This window comes from Paraburkholderia polaris, assembly GCF_012927345.1.
GTDB classification, from domain to species: domain Bacteria; phylum Pseudomonadota; class Gammaproteobacteria; order Burkholderiales; family Burkholderiaceae; genus Paraburkholderia; species Paraburkholderia polaris.
The window spans coordinates 87,167-103,245 of sequence record NZ_JABBGJ010000027.1 but is presented as its reverse complement, the minus strand read 5'-3'; the positions used below and the strand labels follow the sequence as shown (position 1 = coordinate 103,245).

Sequence of the window (16,079 nt, the reverse complement as noted above, 5' to 3'; positions counted from 1 at the left end):
ACGATGAGTCGACGTTTGCATTTCGGTGCGATTCTCCGGCGTACCGCGTGGCAGGCGCTGCCGACGGTGATCGGCATTGTGATCCTGAATTTCTTCCTGCTGAAGCTGATGCCGGGCGACGCAGCCGACGTGCTCGCCGGCGAATCCGGCTCCGCCACGGCAGAGACGATGCAGGTGCTGCGCGCGAAGTTCGGGCTCGACCAGCCGGTGCTGCATCAGTTGTGGTCGTACCTCGCGCATCTGTCGCATTTCAGCCTGGGTTATTCACCGCGTTACGACATGCCGGTGATGCAGCTGATCCTGTCGCGCCTGCCCAATACGCTATTGCTGATGGGTGTTGCGTTGTCGTTCGCGATCGTCGCGGGCGTGGTGCTCGGCGCGGTGATGGCGCATTGGGCCGGCAAGTGGCCGGACCGTGTGCTGTCCGTGCTGGCCTTGCTGTTCTATTCGACGCCCGGTTTCTGGATCGGCCTGCTGGCGATCGTATTGTTCTCGGTGCATCTGGGCTGGCTGCCGAGCGGCGGCAATATCACGCTCGGCGTGCAGCTCCACGGGTTCGCCTATTTTGCCGATGCAGCTAAACACGTGCTGCTGCCAGCGGCGACGCTGGCGACATTCTTCGTCGCGATCTATGCGCGGCTTACGCGGGCCGCGATGCTGGAGGTGCAACGCCAGGACTTCGTGCGGACCGCGCAGGCCAAGGGCCTGCATCCGTGGCGCGTGACCGTGCGGCATGTATTGCGCAACGCCCTGATGCCGCTCACGACCATCATCGGCATTCACTTCGGCACCTTGCTGGGTGGGGCTGCTGTGACCGAGACGGTGTTCAGCTGGCCAGGCCTTGGGCGTCTCGCGCTCGACGCCGTGATGGCGCGCGATTTCAGCGTCCTGCTCGGCGTTCTGCTGCTGTCGTCGCTGCTCGTGATCATCGCCAATGTTCTGGTCGATCTGTTGCAGGCATGGCTCGACCCCCGCGTGGCGCGATAGCACGCTTACGCTGACCTGTTTTTCCGCAGAGGGATGAAATGGCTTCCGACTCTTCCAACCTGATTGCTACGCCGCCTGAGCCCCCGACGTCGCCGTGGCGGCGCCAATTGGCCGGCACGCTGTTCGGTCAGCGGCGGGCCAACACCGCGGACGCATCCGGTTCCCGAGGAGCGGGGCGAGGCGTTTGGCGTGCACTGCTGCGCAATCCGTCGGCGCTCGCCGGGCTCCTGTTGCTCGCGGCCTTTATCGTGCTAGCGCTCAGCGCGGGGCATCTGTTTCCGGGCGATCCGCTCGATATGGTGGCGGCACCCTTCGAATGGCCGGGCGCCGACCCGCAATACTGGCTCGGCACCGATTCGCTTGGACGCGATGTGGCCGCGGGCATCGCACACGGCACGCGCGTGTCGCTGCTGATCGGCGCGGCGTCGGCGGGGATCGGTCTCGTCATCGGGACCCTGGTCGGTGCGACAGGCGGCTTCTTCGGCGGCGTGGTCGACGATCTGCTGGTGCGCGTGACTGAACTGTTCCAAACCGTACCGTCGTTTCTGCTGGTGATCGTGATTGTGGCGATCGGCCGGCCGAGCGTGACGATTATTGCGCTGGCGATCGGCATCGCCTCGTGGCCGACCGTCGCGCGGATCGTGCGCGCTGAATTCCGCACGCTGCGCCAGTCTGACTTCGTGCTTGCTGCGCGCAGCCAGGGGTTCAGCAACGCACGCATTATCTTTGGCGAGATCTTGCCGAACGCGTTGCCGCCGGTGATCGTGACCGCGTCGGTGATGGTGGCGAGCGCGATTCTGATTGAGTCGTCGCTGTCGTTTCTCGGCATGGGCGATCCGAACGTGGTCAGTTGGGGCGGCATGATCGGCGCCGGTCGCGATTCGCTGCGCACCGCATGGTATCTGACCGCCATTCCCGGGGCGGCGATCGTGCTGGCGGTACTCGCGTTGAACCTGCTCGGCGACGGCTTGAACGACGCGCTCAATCCGCGCCTGCGCGAACGGGTTTGACAACACTTCGCTTTACTACCCGACCGACAACGCGGCTGACAAAGTATCCGAGGATGCACAGTGGCAAACCTGCTTGAAGTACGCGACTTGCGCGTCAATTTCGGCGCGCACGAAGCCGTGCGCGGCCTGAGTTTCGATATCGCGCAAGGTGAGACGCTGGCGCTGGTCGGCGAATCGGGTTGCGGCAAATCGGCGACGGCGCTTTCGTTGATGCGCCTCGTGCCCACGCCGGGACGCGTAACGGGAAGCCTGCGCTTCGACGGCCGTGAACTGCTCGATCTGCCGGCGCGCGAGATTCGGGAGATTCGCGGCCGGCAGATTTCGATGATTTTTCAGGAGCCGATGACGTCGCTCAATCCTGTGCTATCGATCGGCGCGCAGATCGTCGAGACGTTGCGGCAGCATGAGCGTCTGTCCAAAGCGGCGGCATGGACGCGTGTGGTCGAACTGCTCGAACTGGTGCAGATTCCCGAACCGCAGCGGCGCGTGTTCGATTTTCCGCATGAGCTTTCCGGCGGCCAGCGGCAGCGCGTGATGATCGCGATGGCCGTGGCCTGCCGACCGCGTCTGCTGATCGCGGATGAGCCGACCACGGCGCTCGACGTCACGATTCAGGCGCGCATTCTCGAACTGCTCGACGGTTTGCGCCGCGAGTTGTCGATGTCCTTGCTGCTGATCACGCACGACCTTGGCATCGTCGCCAAGCACGCGGATCGTGTCGCGGTCATGCTCGCGGGCGAGAAAGTGGAGGAGGCGCCGGTTGCGCGACTCTTCACGCAACCACAACATCCGTACACACGTGGCCTGCTCGGCGCATCGCTCAATCTTGCGGACGATTTGCACTATCGCGGCTGGAAACTGCCGGAAATTCGCCACGGTATTGGCGAGGATGGGAAACCGAGCTTCGCCGTGGTGCCGCGTTCGGTGCGCACCGGGCAATACGTTGCGGATGCGGATCCCGCACAGCGTGTCGCGGCGGCCAGCGAAGCGCCGTTGCTCGAACTGCGGGACGTGCGGATCGACTATGCGCAACGCCATGGCAAAACCACGCTGCATGCCGTCGATGGCGTGTCGCTGCAGATTGCCCGCGGCGAGACGGTCGGTCTCGTCGGCGAATCCGGTTGCGGGAAATCGACGCTCTCCAAAGCGATCCTGCGGCTCGTGCCGACAGCTAGTGGAGCCATCCGTTTGCGTGGCACCGATCTCGTGCCGCTGGGCGAGCGCGAACTGCGGCCGTTACGCCGACACGTGCAGATGGTGTTCCAGGACCCGTATGCGTCGCTCAATCCGCGCCGCACGGTGGCGGAGATTCTCGATACGGTGCTGGTAGTAAACGGTATTGGCAACGCGCAGCAGCGCCGCTCACGTATCGCCAGCATGCTCGATCGGGTCGGTCTGCCGAGCTCGGCGCTCGACCGCTTTCCACACGAGTTCTCGGGCGGCCAACGGCAACGCATTGGCATTGCGCGGGCGCTGGTGCTCGAACCCGACCTGCTGATCTGCGATGAACCGGTTTCCGCACTCGACGTGTCGATTCAGGCGCAGATCCTGAATCTGCTGGTCGATCTGAAGCGCGATCTGGGGCTCGCGTATCTGTTCATCTCGCACGACCTCTCGGTGGTGCGCTATATCGCCGATCGCGTGCATGTGATGCAGGCCGGGCGCATTGTCGAGAGCGGACACCATCGGGATATCTGGCGCGCGCCGCAGCATCCGTACACGCGTACGTTGCTCGACGCAATTCCCGGCAAAACCTTCGACGCGCAGGCCGCGTAGTCCACTCAGGCGGTATCGAGCTGGGCGGCGCGAAAGCGGGGTTGCCTATGCTGGTGACAAGTCCCGCCACATCGAGCAGCCAGTGTGCCAGCGGAGAGAAAGGCCAGTGAGGTCTGCAGGAAGTTGCGCCGGTCGAATGTCATGGCTATCCCTGCTGAACGGCCGCGAGCGCATCATTGGATGCCCCATGCCGTGCAATCCGCCCAAAGAACGGATGACCCGGATCGTTGAAACCCGGTGTCGACGGATGGCCGCTCGTGACAAGCGAATCGACGAAGGCTTCGTCTTCAGACGTCAACTGATAACGCAGCGCCGGCAGATAGTCCTGCCATTCGCTTCAGTACGTGGGCCGCCGATCGTCGAACTGATGTAGCGGCTATTGAGCACCCAGGCGAGCGCGAATTGCCCAGCAGAAAGCCCCCGCGCCTCAGCATGCTCGCGTACGCGGCGCGCCAGCTCGAGCGATTCCGGACGCCATTCGGTCTGCTGCAGGCGCCGGTCGCTGCGGCCCGCGCGCGTGTCGGAAGTGGGCGTCGCGCCCGGCTCGTACTTGCCGGTCAGCACACCGCGCGCGAGCGGACTATACGAAATCACGCCGAGCCCGTAGCGGTGCGCAGCCGTCAGTTGCTCGGCTTCGGCCTGGCGATTGGCAATGTTGTAGAGCGGCTGGCTCGCCACTGGCGCATCGAGTCCGAGCGCCTGCGCGGTATGGCTGAACTCGGCAATCTTCCACGCCCTATGGTTCGACAGTCCGTAGTAGCGTAGTTTGCCGGCCTGGATCAAATCGTTGAGTGCCCGCACCGTTTCTTCGACCGGCGTCTCGTGGTCTTCGCGGTGAATGTAGAGCAGGTCGATGTAATCGGTATTCAGGCGCTTGAGACTCGCGTCGACGGCGCGCACGATGTGCTTGCGCGATGCGCCGCGAGCGTTGACATCGCTGCTGTCGAGCGGATTGGCGAACTTGGTGGCGAGCACCCAGCGCTCGCGTTGCGCGGCGATGCTGCGGCCGACCACGCGCTCGGATTCACCTTTGCCGTAGACGTCCGCGGTATCGATCGAATTGACGCCTTGCTCGTGGGCCTGGTCGATGATGCGCGCCGAGGTCGCTTCGTCGGTCGGACCGCCGAACATCATCGTGCCGAGCGTCAGTGTCGAGACCTTGATACCGCTGCGGCCGAGTTGTCTGTATTCCATGTGAGTCGGGTTCCGTGAGATTGTGAATCGAAAGCGGATTAGCGTTGCAGCGACACGTCGGCGAAACTGGCCGAGACGCCGTCAGGCGAGGTCGCGTGGTTGTGCACCGCGCGCGAATAGACGGTCAGGTTGATGAGCGTGACGGCCCATCCAGGCGTTCCGCTGAAGAAGCGCTTGCCGCGGCGGCGCTTGCGATGTGACATATGTTTTGAATGCCATCAGTACCGCAAACCGGCTTCGCGCAATAACGGCAGGACGCGCTCACCGAAGAAATCCAGGTCGGGCTGGAAATCGTAGAAACTCAATTGCACGCCGTCGACGCCGGCCTGATGCAAACGCACGATGTAATCGGCGATCTGCTGCGGTGAGCCGACGATCGAGATGTTGCCGCCCACCGCGCGGGAGGCGGCCTGACTGCGCTGTTCAGCATTGCCGCGCCATGCATGCGCGTCGCTATCGAAGCGATGAAAACTGCCTTCGTCGCCGTGCGCCACGATCGCGTCGTGATACGCGCGTGCTTCAGCGGCTGTCTCGCGGCAGATCACCATCGGATTGATCAGCGTGCGGATCTTGCGCCCGTGTTTCGCTGCCGCGGCCTTCACGCGCGCCGTGTGAGCAGGCAAGGCGGCCAGTGCGCCCTCGATCTCGGAGCCGGCAGGGCTCGTGATGAACACGATGTCCGAGTAACGGGCCGCGAAGTCGATGCCGGCATCGGAGCCGGTTGCGTTCACGAGCAGCGGCCGCCCATAGCGCGGCTTTGGCGTCACGAACGCCTTGTCCAGTTTCCACGACGACAGCTCAGGTGCGAAGCTGAAGTTTTCCGGCTGCACCCATAGCTGCTGAACCGCGTCGAGAAACTCGGCGGCAAGTTCGTAGCGCCGGTCATGTTCGATACGGCGCCAGCCAAACATCTCATGCTCGATGGCGCGATGACCCGTTACGACGTTGATGCCCCAGCGGCCCTTCGAGATGTGGTCGAGCGTGGCGGTGAATTTGGCGAAATGCAGCGGATGCCACGGACCGTAAAGCACATGGCTGGTCGCTACCAGAATGATGCGTTCAGTGCGGGCGGTCATCGCGGCGAGTGACATGAACGAGTCGAGTGCTTCGCCATTGAATACACCGCCGTAGCCGCCTTTCGGCAGCCATTGCGACAGTGCGAAGACGAGGTCGAAACCGAATGCCTCGGCCTTTTGCACCAGCGCCAGGTTGTAATCGAATGACCAGTCGGTGCTGCGTGGGAGCGTCGACGCGCTCCAGCCCCCCGCCTGAATCGGCAGGAACAGTCCGAGCAGCAGGGGCTGCTCCAAGGCGCGCGATACCGGGCTATCCGCGAATGCGGCAGGCGAGCGAACTGGAACGAAGGGCGAGGTGTCACGCGTGGCTTCGGCGGAAGCCGTCGACACGGGCGAGGGCGCAGCGAGCGTTGAGTGAGTCACAGTGAATATCAGCGAGTATCAGTGAATAGCAGTGAATATCAGTTCAACGCGACTGCCGCGGCGGCGCTCACTGGCGAGCCTTCGATCGCCACCGACTGCGCACCGTCCGGGCCAACGGGCACGTCACCGACAAGCGTGGTGCGATACAGTTGCCGGTCGAAGTCGAGATCGAAAATATCGGTGGGCGCGAGGTGAGCCGTCGCGCGGTTGTCCCAGAAGGCGACGCTGCCGGCCTCCCATTTGAATCGCACGGTGAATTCCGGCCGCGTCACATGTTCCCAGAGCAGTTCGAGCAGCGCCTGGCTTTCGCGTGGCGTCACGCCGACGATCGACTTCAGGAAGCTCGGGCTGACATAGAGTGCGCGCTCGCCCGTTTCTGGATGCACTCTGACAAGCGGATGTTCGGTGACGAGAATGCGTTGTTCGACGGCCTTGGCAAACGCTTCGGTGCCACTCGCGCCGGCAGGCGGCGTAAAGCGATGCAGTCCGCGCAGGCCGTCGACGAATGCGCGCAGCGGCTCGGAGAGCTTCTGATAAGCAGCCACCAGGCTGGTCCACTGCGTATCGCCGCCGTAAGGCGGAATCGTCACGCCGCGTAGGATCGACGCCCAGGGCGGATTGACCGCGGCTGTCACATCCGTGTGCCAGCCGGTCCAGGGCCGCTGCAGCGCCTGTCCTTCGAAGCGCGTGGCCTTGCGATACTTGGAGATCGAATAGACCTCCGGGTGACCGTCGACATGGCCGAACACCGGATGACCCAAAGTGAGTTCGCCGAACTGTGCCGAGAAAGCGACGTGCTGCTCGTGCGTCAGAAACTGTTCGCGAAAGAATACGACGCGCCACTTCAGAAGCGCCGCGCGAATCTCCGCGATCTGGCGCGCGTCCAGCTTCTGTGTGAGATCGACACCATGAATTTCAGCGCCGATATGCGCGGAAAGCGGGGTGACCTGAATCGACTGTACTTCCTGCAATGCGGCTGCGCTCATGGGAGCTCCTTAGGTAGAGAACGTTTCGCGTCAATAACCCGCAACTGCGGGTACCTGTTTTGTCGCAGCGGCGTAACGGTTTTCGGGGCGCGGCAGGCCGAGATTCTCGCGCAGCGTGCGCCCTTCGTATTCGGTACGAAAAAGTCCACGCCGTTGCAACTCCGGCACCACCAGTTCGGCGAATTCCGTCAACCCTCCAGGCAACCACGGCGACATGATGTTGAAGCCGTCGGCGCCTTCTTCTTCGAACCACTGCTGTAGTTGGTCCGCGATGCTTTGCGGCGTGCCGACCACCTGCTGATGGCCGCGAGCGCCGGCAATGCGCAGGTACAGATCGCGAATCGTCAGGTTTTCGCGCCGCGCCAGATCGAATAGCAAGCGTTGGCGACTCTTGCCGCCGTTGGTTTCCGGCAACTCGGGCAGCGGCCCGTCGACGGGGTACTGTGACAGGTCCACGCCGCCCGACATGTTCGACAGCAGCGACAGACCGACAGTCGGATGAATCAGGTCCTGCAGCGCGGCGAACTTCGCGTCAGCCTCTTCCTGAGTGCGGCCGATAATCGGGAAAATGCCCGGCATGATCTTCAGATGGTCCGGCGCGCGTCCGTATTTCGCGAGGCGCCCTTTGACGTCGCGATAGAACGACTGCGCTTCATCGAGCGTCTGATGCGCGACGAAGATCACCTCCGCGGTTTGCGCTGCTAGTTCACGCCCCGCCTCCGACGCGCCGGCCTGCACGACGACCGGCCAGCCCTGCGGCGAGCGCGCGACGTTCAGCGGTCCGCGCACCTTGAAGTGCTTGCCTGTGTGACCGAGCACGTGCAGCTTGTCCGGGTCGAAATAGACGCCGCTTTCCTTGTCGCGGATAAACGCATCGTCTTCCCAGCTATCCCAAAGCCCGGCCACCACATCGTAGAACTCGCGCGCGCGTTCATAGCGGACCGCGTGATCCGGATGGCGTTCGAAATTGAAATTGAGTGCCTCGGATTCCGTGCTGGACGTGACGAGATTCCAGCCCGAGCGGCCGCCGCTCAAGTGATCGAGCGAGGCGAATTTACGAGCGAGGTTGTACGGTTCGTTGAAGGTGGTGGAGACCGTCGCGATCAGGCCAACGTGTTTCGTCACAACCGAAAGCGCCGACAGCAGCGTCAATGGTTCGAAATGATCGGCGCGTGCAGTGCGAGATAGCGAGGGCAGATTCGTGTCGCGCACGCTTACGCTGTCGGCGAAAAACACTGCGTCGAATTTGGCGCGCTCGGCGATTTGCGCCAGTTCCGCGTAGTGCGCGAAGTCGAGCCCGCCAGTTGCGTGCGCATCCGGATGCCGCCACGCGGCGATATGGTGACCCGTCTCCATCAGGAAAGCGCCCAATCTGATCTGCCGCTTCTGCCGATTTTCACCGCTCATCGTCCGCTCCGTGAATGATTTGTGTGCTTGAGAAATGCCGTGCGCGTCACCATGCGAGCCGCCATTCGGTAATCGGCGGGCTTGCTACCGGCGCAGCTTGAATGCGTGTGCCGCCGTGTGGCGTATCGTCCCCGGGAGGGGCGCGGTGCTCGCCGTCGTGCTCGGCGAAATCGGCCAGCACTTCGTCGCGCAAACGAATGAAGCGGGGATCGTTACGCTCGCGTGGACGCGGCAACGCGACATCGACAATTCGTTTGACGCGGCCCGGCCGTGGCGCCATCGTGACGACGCGATCGCCGAGGTAAAGCGCTTCATCGACGTCATGCGTGACGAGAATCATCGTGATGCGTTCGTGCTCCCAGATGCGTTGCAACTCGTTTTGCAGGCGGCCGCGCGTGAGCGCATCGAGCGCGCCGAACGGCTCATCAAGCAGCAGCACGCGCGGACGATTGACGAGGCCGCGCGCAATTGCCACGCGCTGCGCCATGCCGCCCGACAATTGATGTGGATACGCATGTTCAAAGCCGTTCAGTCCGACGAGCGCGATGTGCTGCGCGACCGCATCGCGCTTTTCGCGCGCCGATAGCGGGGCGTTACGCAGCGCGGCAAGAATGTTTTGCGACGCCGTGAGCCACGGAAACAGACGGTGGTCCTGAAACACGATCCCACGTTCGAGCGACGTATCGCGTACCTTTTCTCCCGCGACGACGATGTCGCCCGTGTAGTCCGTATCCAGTCCCGCGATCAGCCGCAGCAACGTTGACTTACCGCAGCCGCTGGAGCCGAGCACGCTGACAAACTCGCCGGGACGCACGCGCAGGCTGATGTCGTCGAGCACCGCGAGTGGCGTGCCATCTTGCTGTGCATAGCGCTTGCTGACATGGAGAATGTCGATGCTCTCGGAAAGCGTGGAAGACGTCATGTGCGGTCCTGTCCTTTTCGTCCGTATTCAGTGCGGATTCGGCGCATATTCGGCGCGTATTCAGTGTGTGTTTATCGTGCGGCTGCGGGAGAGCGGCGTGCAAAAATCGCACGCTCCACGGCGCGCGCCAGCGCGTTCAACGCCCAGCCGGTCAGACCGACCACGATCACGCCGAACAGCACCAGATCCATGCGGAACTGCTCGCTGCCGTCGATCAGCGTGTTACCAATGCCGCTGCCGGCTACCAGCAGATATTCGGCACCGAGCGTGGCGAGCCACGAATAGATCAGCGCGAGGTAGATGCCTGTGAAGATCGACGGCAACGCGGCCGGCAGAATGACGGCGCTGATGAGTTGCCATCGCGTGTAGCGGAAAGCGCGCGCGACTTCGATATAGGCGCGCGGCACCGCATGGATACCGTCGCACGTGTGAGCGGCGACCGGCAGCAACGCGGCCAGCGACAGGAACACGACTTTTGCTGCATCGCCGAGACCGAACCACACGGAGATCAAAGGGATCCATGCGAACAGCGAGATCTGTTTGAACGTGTCGAAGCTCGGGCCGATCATGCGTGTGGCAAGCCGCGAGAAGCCGAGCACGCTGCCGAGCAGCAAGCCGCCCAGCGTGCCGATCACGAAGCCGCTCGCTTCGCGCGCAAGCGACGCGGACAGGGCCTTGAGAAGCGCACCGCTGACGATCTGTTGCCACGCCGTGGCGAGGACCTGTGCGGGGCTGACCAGCAAGCCGCTTTTGACCACGTGCGCTTCTGAGACTGCCCACCAGATCGCAATGGCGACGATGGGCAAGACGGCGCCGCGCCAGTCGACGCGCGCGAGCAGCCGCCGGCGCGGTTGCGCGGCACGGCGGAAGGCGGCAGGCACGTTGCAGTCGCAGGACGTGTCGGTGGAGGGCTTCGATCGGTTGAAGGAGAAGAGACTCATCGTAGATTCCTCAAGGGCGACGCGTGGGAGCCGTCGGCGTTTACCCGCGAAACGCCGACGGCTGCCCGCGCCGCAAACGCGCTTCGAGTGCGTCCAGCGACCGGTTCACCACGTAGCCAATGGCACCCACCACGACCACCGACGCCATCACCAGATCGAGCTGAAACAGTTGCCGGCCGTAGACAATCAAATAGCCGAGCCCTTCGGACGACGCCACCAGTTCGACGACCACCAGCGCGAGCCAGGCTTTGGTGAACGCGAGCCGCACGCCGGTGGCGAGCGTCGGCACGGCAGCGGGCAGGACAAGATAGAAGATCCGTTGCCAGCCGTTATATTCGAACACGCGCGCGACTTCATTGAGCGAGGCGGGTGTCTGGCGGAATCCTTGCAGCGTGCTCAACGTGACTGGAACGAGCGCCGCATGCGCGATCAGGATGTATTTGAGCGGCTCGCCCACGCCGACGAGCAGAAGCAGAAACGGTAGCCAGCCGAGTACCGGAATCTGCACCAACGCGTTAAAGCTCGGCAGCACATAGGCTTCGAAGGTGCGCGACAGGCCGAGCGCCGCGCCGAGCACGAAGCCGAGCAGGGTGCCCGCGCCGAAGCCGAATAGAACGCGTTGCAGACTGATCAGCGTGTTGCTTGCGAGATCGCCGCTTTTCGCCAGCTCGACGAAGGTGTCGAACACGCGCTCGGGCGGCGGCAGAATCTGCGGCGCGATCCAGCCGCGCTCGCAACCCACTGTCCAAAAGAACAGCAGCACGGCCGGCAATACCCACGGCGCGAGCCGCCAGCCAAGTGCGCGCAGGCGCGGATTGCGATGCAGCGGGGCCTCAGGCACCTCAGGCGCCACGGCGGCGGGGCCGAGCCGGTCGCGCTCGACCGGGAATGTGGTTTCGCTCATCGTGATCGCTCCCGTTTTAGCTGAGCGGCTTGCCGGCGGCGTCGTAGGGCGTCCAGTAGTGGTCTAGCTTTTGTGCGCGTAGTGCGTTGTCGAGATATTTCGTCTCGAACCAGCTATCGACCTCGACCGGCTGACGGATCAGTTTGAGTTTCAGCGCATCCGCCGCGACGGCCTTATAGCGCGCGACGATGAACGGGTCGATCAACGGCGAATTGCGATCTTTCAGGCTTTGATTCGCGAACTCGGCCTGCCACGAGGAATAGGTCACGCCGCTCTTTGCCCACAGTTTGAAGAGCGCGTCGCGGTTCGCTTCATCGGAGGACCATTGCGCGCCTTTGACGAATACGTTGACGACGCGTTGCACGATATCCGGATGCGCGTGATCGAAGTCGTCGAGCACCAGCAGATGCGATTGACGCGTGAATTGCGGTCCATCGTTCTGCGATTCGTAGACGATTTTCACCAGACCCTGGTCGCGCAGCTTATACAAATGGTAATCGTTGACCGACGCATCGATGCCCTTGGACGCCAGCGCGGCGAGCGAGCTGGCGGTATCGAGATTGATCACGTGCAGATCCCGTTCGTCGAGATGGTTGGCGGCGAGCGCGTTGTCGGCGACCAGTTGCAGATTGGTGCCGCGAAAGATCGATACGCGTCGGCCTTTGAGGTCTTTGATCGAGCGCACGTCCGAATCCACGGGCACCGCGATCTTGATGCCGGTGCGCACGCCCGAGGCGAGCAGAAGGTGAGTTTTCAGGCCATTGGCGCGGGCCAGCACCGCGGGCAGGTCGCCCTGAAAGGCGAAGTCGAGCGATTTGTCGGCGATCGCTTCGTTGACTGCGGGGCCGGCGCCTTTGAAGAACAGCCATTCGACCTTAATGCCGTCGGCAGCGAATTCCTTTTCGAGCGACTGCTGCAATTGCACCGTAGCCGCAGGCGAGCCACCGAAAGAAGGCGGATCGCCGGTGCCCTGTTGAGCGACGCCGATGCGAATCACCGCGGGCTTGTCGGCATACGCGTGAACCGCGGCGAGCGACAGGGTCGCCACGGCGACGAAAGATTTCAGCAGACGAAAATAGCGCATGCGGCAATACCAGTCGAGGGAAGGGAACGAGATGAAAGCGCTCAGGTGGGTCGATCTCCGGCACTACACGTTAGGTTCGCGTGCCCTCGAATCCAACCAATCATTGCTGATAAGAAAATCTGCAGTAGTTCGAACCACACTACCTGCATCGCGTCGCGCGGCACTAGTCTGGTGCAAGTGCGCAATTCCCGATTTGCATAGATAAATTCGTCGTTTTGCCGACATGAATCGCATGGCTACCATGCAACGCTTCAGCCATTCATGCGAACGCGAGATCATGTCCACCGTTGCTTTTCCATCTACCGTCGCCGACCCGAAAGCGCCTACTAGTGACGCAGCGCGTCCCACCGTCATCCGTAGCGCGCAGGACGTCTCGCGCATCGTCAACGCAGGCGCTGCAAAGGGCAGTAATGCACGCGTCGTGATCGCGATTGCGCTGGGTGGAGTCTTTCTCGATGCTTACGACCTGACGTCGCTCGCTTATGGGATCAAGGACATCGCGCGCCAGTTTTCGCTATCGCCGGTTCAGGTGGGATTCGTCTCGTCGGCGATCACATTCGGTGCGATTCTCGGCGCATTGTTCGGCGGGTATCTGACCGATCGCATCGGCCGCTATCGTGTGTTCATGGCCGATATGCTGTTCTTCGTGGTCGCGGCGATCGCCGTCGGCCTCGCGCCGAACGCATGGGTGCTCGGCGGCGCACGGTTTCTGATGGGCTTCGGCGTCGGTCTCGATCTGCCGGTGGCGATGGCGTTTCTTGCGGAGTTCTCGCGGGTGGCGGGCAAGGGCAACAAGGCGGCCAGTGTCGCGGCGTGGTGCCCCGCCTGGTACGCGGCGACGAGCACCTGCTATCTGCTGATTCTCGGGCTGTACGCGATTCTGCCCGAGCATCAGCTTGGCTGGCTATGGCGTCTGACGCTCGCGTTCGGCGCGGTGCCGGCCATCGCGATCATTCTCGTACGCAGCCGCTATATTAGCGAATCGCCTGTTTGGGCAGCGAATCAAGGCGATCTCGACGAGGCCGCACGCATTCTGAAGCGCTCATACGGCGTCGACGCGGTGGTTGAACGAAGCACGACGCCCGTCAAGGCACCGCGCGCGGCATCGTGGCGCAACTATGGGGTGCTGTTCAACGCGACTTACCGGCGCCGCACGATTCTTGCCGCGGTGATCGGCAGTGCCTCTTCGTTCGGCTACAACGCGATCATCTTCGGCTTGCCGGTGATCATCACCAGCTTCTTCCACCAAGGGCCGCTCACGACGATCATCGCGGCGCTCGCGCTGAATCTGGCATTTGCGTTCGTGGGTGGGCTGATCGGCGTGCGCACCGCACCGACCGTCGGCGCATGGAAGATGACGGTGCTCGGGCACGCGCTGCAGTTCGCCTCGCTGATCGGGCTCGCGCTGATCGGCAAACCGGGCAGCGGCGCACTCGTCGTGGTCGCGATTCTGTTGCTCGGCGGCTATCTGTTCGGACAAGGCTTCGGACCCGGCTCCCATTCGATGACGTATGCGTCGCTCAGCTACCCGACCTCGTTGCGCGGAATCGGCGTGGGCTTCAATCAGACCTTGGTGCGTTCCGCGTCGACAGTTTCGCTATTTCTGTTTCCTGTTCTGTCCGCCGCATTCGGCACGAAGGTTTTCTGGCTGATCGCGATCGCGCCGCTGACTTCACTGCTCGTGCTGCTGGCGATCCGTTGGGAGCCGTCGGGTTATGACATCGACGCCGAGGACTACGAGGAGCCGCCGGTGACGGGAAAGTCGGTACGAGCGTGATGCCTGTGACGCGCCCCAAAACAAATAAGCAAAGCGAAATTTGCTGGTTTGGGTAAGCCTCTGGCGCCGCGATACTTGATCGTCCGATGGTTGCGCCATCCGATTTCGACGCATCTGTCAGCTGTTCAACTCCCTGGCCGAACCCGACACCATGACGCAATTCACTCAACCCGATCAGCATGCGCTCGACACGTTGCGGCTGATTGGCCCGGCGCCCGAAAACTGGGTCCCGCCACGCGATGGCATCGACCATAACGTGGTGATTGTCGGCGGCGGCCAGACCGGCGCGGCGTTCGCCTTCGCGCTGCGGCGCGCCGGCATCGGTCAGGTCAGCGTGATCGACGCCGCTGCCGATGAGGGCCAAGCGGGCGTCTGGTTGAATCGCGCCCGTATGAACAAATTGCGCACGCCGAAGTCATTGGCCGGTCCAGAGGCGGGCTTGCCAGGGCTAAACTTTCAGGCATGGTATGAAGCGCGCTTCGGCGCCGAATCGTACGCGGAGATCGACCGGATTCCTCGCACGCGTTGGGCCGAGTATCTCGCGTGGTACCGGCATTTCCTCGAGATTCCGATTCGCTACGGCACTCGGCTCACGCGGATTGAACCCGCAGGTGAGCATTTCCGTTTGCATCTGGAAGTACGCGACGGCACCGCGGTTCGGACCGTCGTGGAGACGGCACGCAAGATCGTCCTCGGCAACGGGGTTGCGGGCAATGGCGGACCGAACATTCCCGCTGTGCTGAAAAGCCTTCCGCCGGCACTGCTTGCGCACACCTCCGAGGCGATCGATTTCGCGGCACTGCGCGGCAAATCCGTGGCGGTGATCGGCGGCGCGGCATCCGCATTCGATGCGGCAGGAACGGCGCTCGAAGCCGGAGCAGGGCAGGTCCATCTGTTCGCACGACGTGAGCGGATTGCGTCGGTGCCGGTGACCCGCACGCGCGCCTATCCGGGTGCGTACGACAACTATTTCCATTTGCCCGACGCAATTCGCTGGTCGCAGGCGCGGCGTTTCCGCCATGCCGGTTCGACGCCGCCGGTCGACGCCGTGGAACGCGTCACACGTTTTCCGAACTTTCATCTGCATCTCGGTGCACCGTGGACCCACGCCAGCGTGAGAGATGCGCAGCAGGTCGAGACTCATGTGGCGGGTGAGTCGTTTGCATTCGATTTCGTCATTGCCGGCACGGGCTATGTCGTGGATCTCGCGCTTCGGCCGGAACTGGCGCAGATCGCCGGACATATCCGCCTGTGGCGCGATCAATATGTGCCCGCCGCAAGCGATAGCGACGACGCGCTTGGCGCGCATCCGTATCTCGGCGCCGCGCTCGAATACCTCGAGAAGGTCGAGGGCGACGCGCCCTATCTGAAGAATATCCACGTCTACAACCCGGCGGCCTTCGTCAGTTTCGGATTGCCGGTCGGCGACGTGCCGAGCATGAAGCGCGACATTGCCGCCGTGGTGCAGCGAATCAGCCGCGATCTGTTTCTCGCCGATCTGGACGCGCATGAAGCCCGTATTCATGGCGACATCGCTGCCGATTTCGACGAATCGGTCTACGCACAGAGCGTCTGGCAGCGCGACAGGGCCGACGTCGCATGAAGTTGTCCCCATGCACGCGGTCACGTTAGCTCAACAAGGCAGGAGGCTG

13 protein-coding genes and 1 pseudogene are annotated in these 16,079 nt (G+C 63.0%); 5 read left to right on the top strand and 9 right to left on the bottom strand.

The window, feature by feature from the left end:
* Positions 1-3 precede the first annotated feature (3 nt).
* Genes HHL24_RS24505 through HHL24_RS24495 form a run of 3 tightly spaced genes read left to right on the top strand, consistent with a single transcriptional unit; the run spans position 4 to position 3,773 of the window.
* Positions 4-987 carry an ABC transporter permease gene (locus HHL24_RS24505; protein ID WP_169487942.1) on the top strand — a complete coding sequence of 328 codons (984 nt, stop codon included), beginning with the start codon at positions 4-6 and terminating at the stop codon, positions 985-987.
* Positions 988-1,025: 38 nt separating this feature from the next.
* Positions 1,026-1,997: an ABC transporter permease gene (locus tag HHL24_RS24500; RefSeq protein ID WP_169487941.1), complete on the top strand. Its 972-nt coding sequence runs from the start codon at positions 1,026-1,028 to the stop codon at positions 1,995-1,997.
* Between the two features lie 60 nt (positions 1,998-2,057).
* Entirely contained in the window at positions 2,058-3,773 is a 1,716-nt protein-coding gene (locus HHL24_RS24495; protein ID WP_169487940.1) for an ABC transporter ATP-binding protein, read from the top strand.
* A gap of 145 nt (positions 3,774-3,918) precedes the next feature.
* Here HHL24_RS24495 and HHL24_RS24490 read toward each other — a convergent pair.
* The 9 genes and pseudogenes from HHL24_RS24490 to HHL24_RS24450 all read right to left on the bottom strand — a co-directional run bounded on the left by HHL24_RS24490 (position 3,919) and on the right by HHL24_RS24450 (position 12,650).
* Positions 3,919-4,967 (bottom strand): annotated as a pseudogene (locus HHL24_RS24490) (aldo/keto reductase).
* A gap of 38 nt (positions 4,968-5,005) precedes the next feature.
* The gene (locus HHL24_RS24485) at positions 5,006-5,170 is read right to left on the bottom strand and encodes a hypothetical protein (RefSeq protein WP_169487872.1); all 165 of its coding nucleotides are present in this window, start codon (positions 5,168-5,170) and stop codon (positions 5,006-5,008) included.
* A gap of 15 nt (positions 5,171-5,185) precedes the next feature.
* A complete protein-coding gene (locus HHL24_RS24480) occupies positions 5,186-6,373 on the bottom strand; it encodes an LLM class flavin-dependent oxidoreductase (RefSeq protein WP_169487978.1) in 1,188 nt (395 codons plus the stop codon).
* 71 nt (positions 6,374-6,444) lie between these two features.
* Positions 6,445-7,392, bottom strand: coding sequence for a TauD/TfdA dioxygenase family protein (locus HHL24_RS24475; protein ID WP_169487939.1), 948 nt, complete (start codon positions 7,390-7,392; stop codon positions 6,445-6,447).
* A gap of 30 nt (positions 7,393-7,422) precedes the next feature.
* Positions 7,423-8,799, bottom strand: coding sequence for an LLM class flavin-dependent oxidoreductase (locus HHL24_RS24470; RefSeq protein WP_169487938.1), 1,377 nt, complete (start codon positions 8,797-8,799; stop codon positions 7,423-7,425).
* A 46-nt stretch (positions 8,800-8,845) separates the two neighbouring features.
* Positions 8,846-9,721, bottom strand: coding sequence for an ABC transporter ATP-binding protein (locus HHL24_RS24465; RefSeq protein WP_169487937.1), 876 nt, complete (start codon positions 9,719-9,721; stop codon positions 8,846-8,848).
* Between the two features lie 71 nt (positions 9,722-9,792).
* The gene (locus HHL24_RS24460; RefSeq protein ID WP_169487936.1) at positions 9,793-10,662 is read right to left on the bottom strand and encodes an ABC transporter permease; all 870 of its coding nucleotides are present in this window, start codon (positions 10,660-10,662) and stop codon (positions 9,793-9,795) included.
* 40 nt (positions 10,663-10,702) lie between these two features.
* Positions 10,703-11,566 (bottom strand): ABC transporter permease, encoded by an 864-nt coding sequence (locus tag HHL24_RS24455; protein ID WP_169487935.1) that lies wholly within the window; start codon positions 11,564-11,566, stop codon positions 10,703-10,705.
* Between the two features lie 16 nt (positions 11,567-11,582).
* Positions 11,583-12,650 (bottom strand): ABC transporter substrate-binding protein, encoded by a 1,068-nt coding sequence (locus HHL24_RS24450; RefSeq protein WP_169487934.1) that lies wholly within the window; start codon positions 12,648-12,650, stop codon positions 11,583-11,585.
* Positions 12,651-12,927: 277 nt separating this feature from the next.
* Between HHL24_RS24450 and HHL24_RS24445 the strand changes: the two genes are divergently transcribed.
* Both HHL24_RS24445 and HHL24_RS24440 read left to right on the top strand, forming a co-directional pair.
* The gene (locus tag HHL24_RS24445) at positions 12,928-14,427 is read left to right on the top strand and encodes an MFS transporter (RefSeq protein ID WP_169487933.1); all 1,500 of its coding nucleotides are present in this window, start codon (positions 12,928-12,930) and stop codon (positions 14,425-14,427) included.
* A 151-nt stretch (positions 14,428-14,578) separates the two neighbouring features.
* Positions 14,579-16,030 carry a SidA/IucD/PvdA family monooxygenase gene (locus tag HHL24_RS24440; protein WP_169487932.1) on the top strand — a complete coding sequence of 484 codons (1,452 nt, stop codon included), beginning with the start codon at positions 14,579-14,581 and terminating at the stop codon, positions 16,028-16,030.
* Positions 16,031-16,079 lie beyond the last annotated feature (49 nt).

Bases quoted from the DNA above. Each gene is read 5' to 3' on its own strand.
- HHL24_RS24505 (WP_169487942.1), top strand. From the start codon at position 4: ATGAGTCGACGTTTGCATTTCGGTGCGATTCTCCGGCGTACCGCGTGG.
- HHL24_RS24500 (WP_169487941.1), top strand. From the start codon at position 1,026: ATGGCTTCCGACTCTTCCAACCTGATTGCTACGCCGCCTGAGCCCCCG.
- HHL24_RS24485 (WP_169487872.1), bottom strand. From the start codon at position 5,170: ATGTCACATCGCAAGCGCCGCCGCGGCAAGCGCTTCTTCAGCGGAACG.
- HHL24_RS24475 (WP_169487939.1), bottom strand. From the start codon at position 7,392: ATGAGCGCAGCCGCATTGCAGGAAGTACAGTCGATTCAGGTCACCCCG.
- HHL24_RS24470 (WP_169487938.1), bottom strand. From the start codon at position 8,799: ATGAGCGGTGAAAATCGGCAGAAGCGGCAGATCAGATTGGGCGCTTTC.
- HHL24_RS24465 (WP_169487937.1), bottom strand. From the start codon at position 9,721: ATGACGTCTTCCACGCTTTCCGAGAGCATCGACATTCTCCATGTCAGC.
- HHL24_RS24460 (WP_169487936.1), bottom strand. From the start codon at position 10,662: ATGAGTCTCTTCTCCTTCAACCGATCGAAGCCCTCCACCGACACGTCC.
- HHL24_RS24455 (WP_169487935.1), bottom strand. From the start codon at position 11,566: ATGAGCGAAACCACATTCCCGGTCGAGCGCGACCGGCTCGGCCCCGCC.
- HHL24_RS24450 (WP_169487934.1), bottom strand. From the start codon at position 12,650: ATGCGCTATTTTCGTCTGCTGAAATCTTTCGTCGCCGTGGCGACCCTG.
- HHL24_RS24445 (WP_169487933.1), top strand. From the start codon at position 12,928: ATGTCCACCGTTGCTTTTCCATCTACCGTCGCCGACCCGAAAGCGCCT.
- HHL24_RS24440 (WP_169487932.1), top strand. From the start codon at position 14,579: ATGACGCAATTCACTCAACCCGATCAGCATGCGCTCGACACGTTGCGG.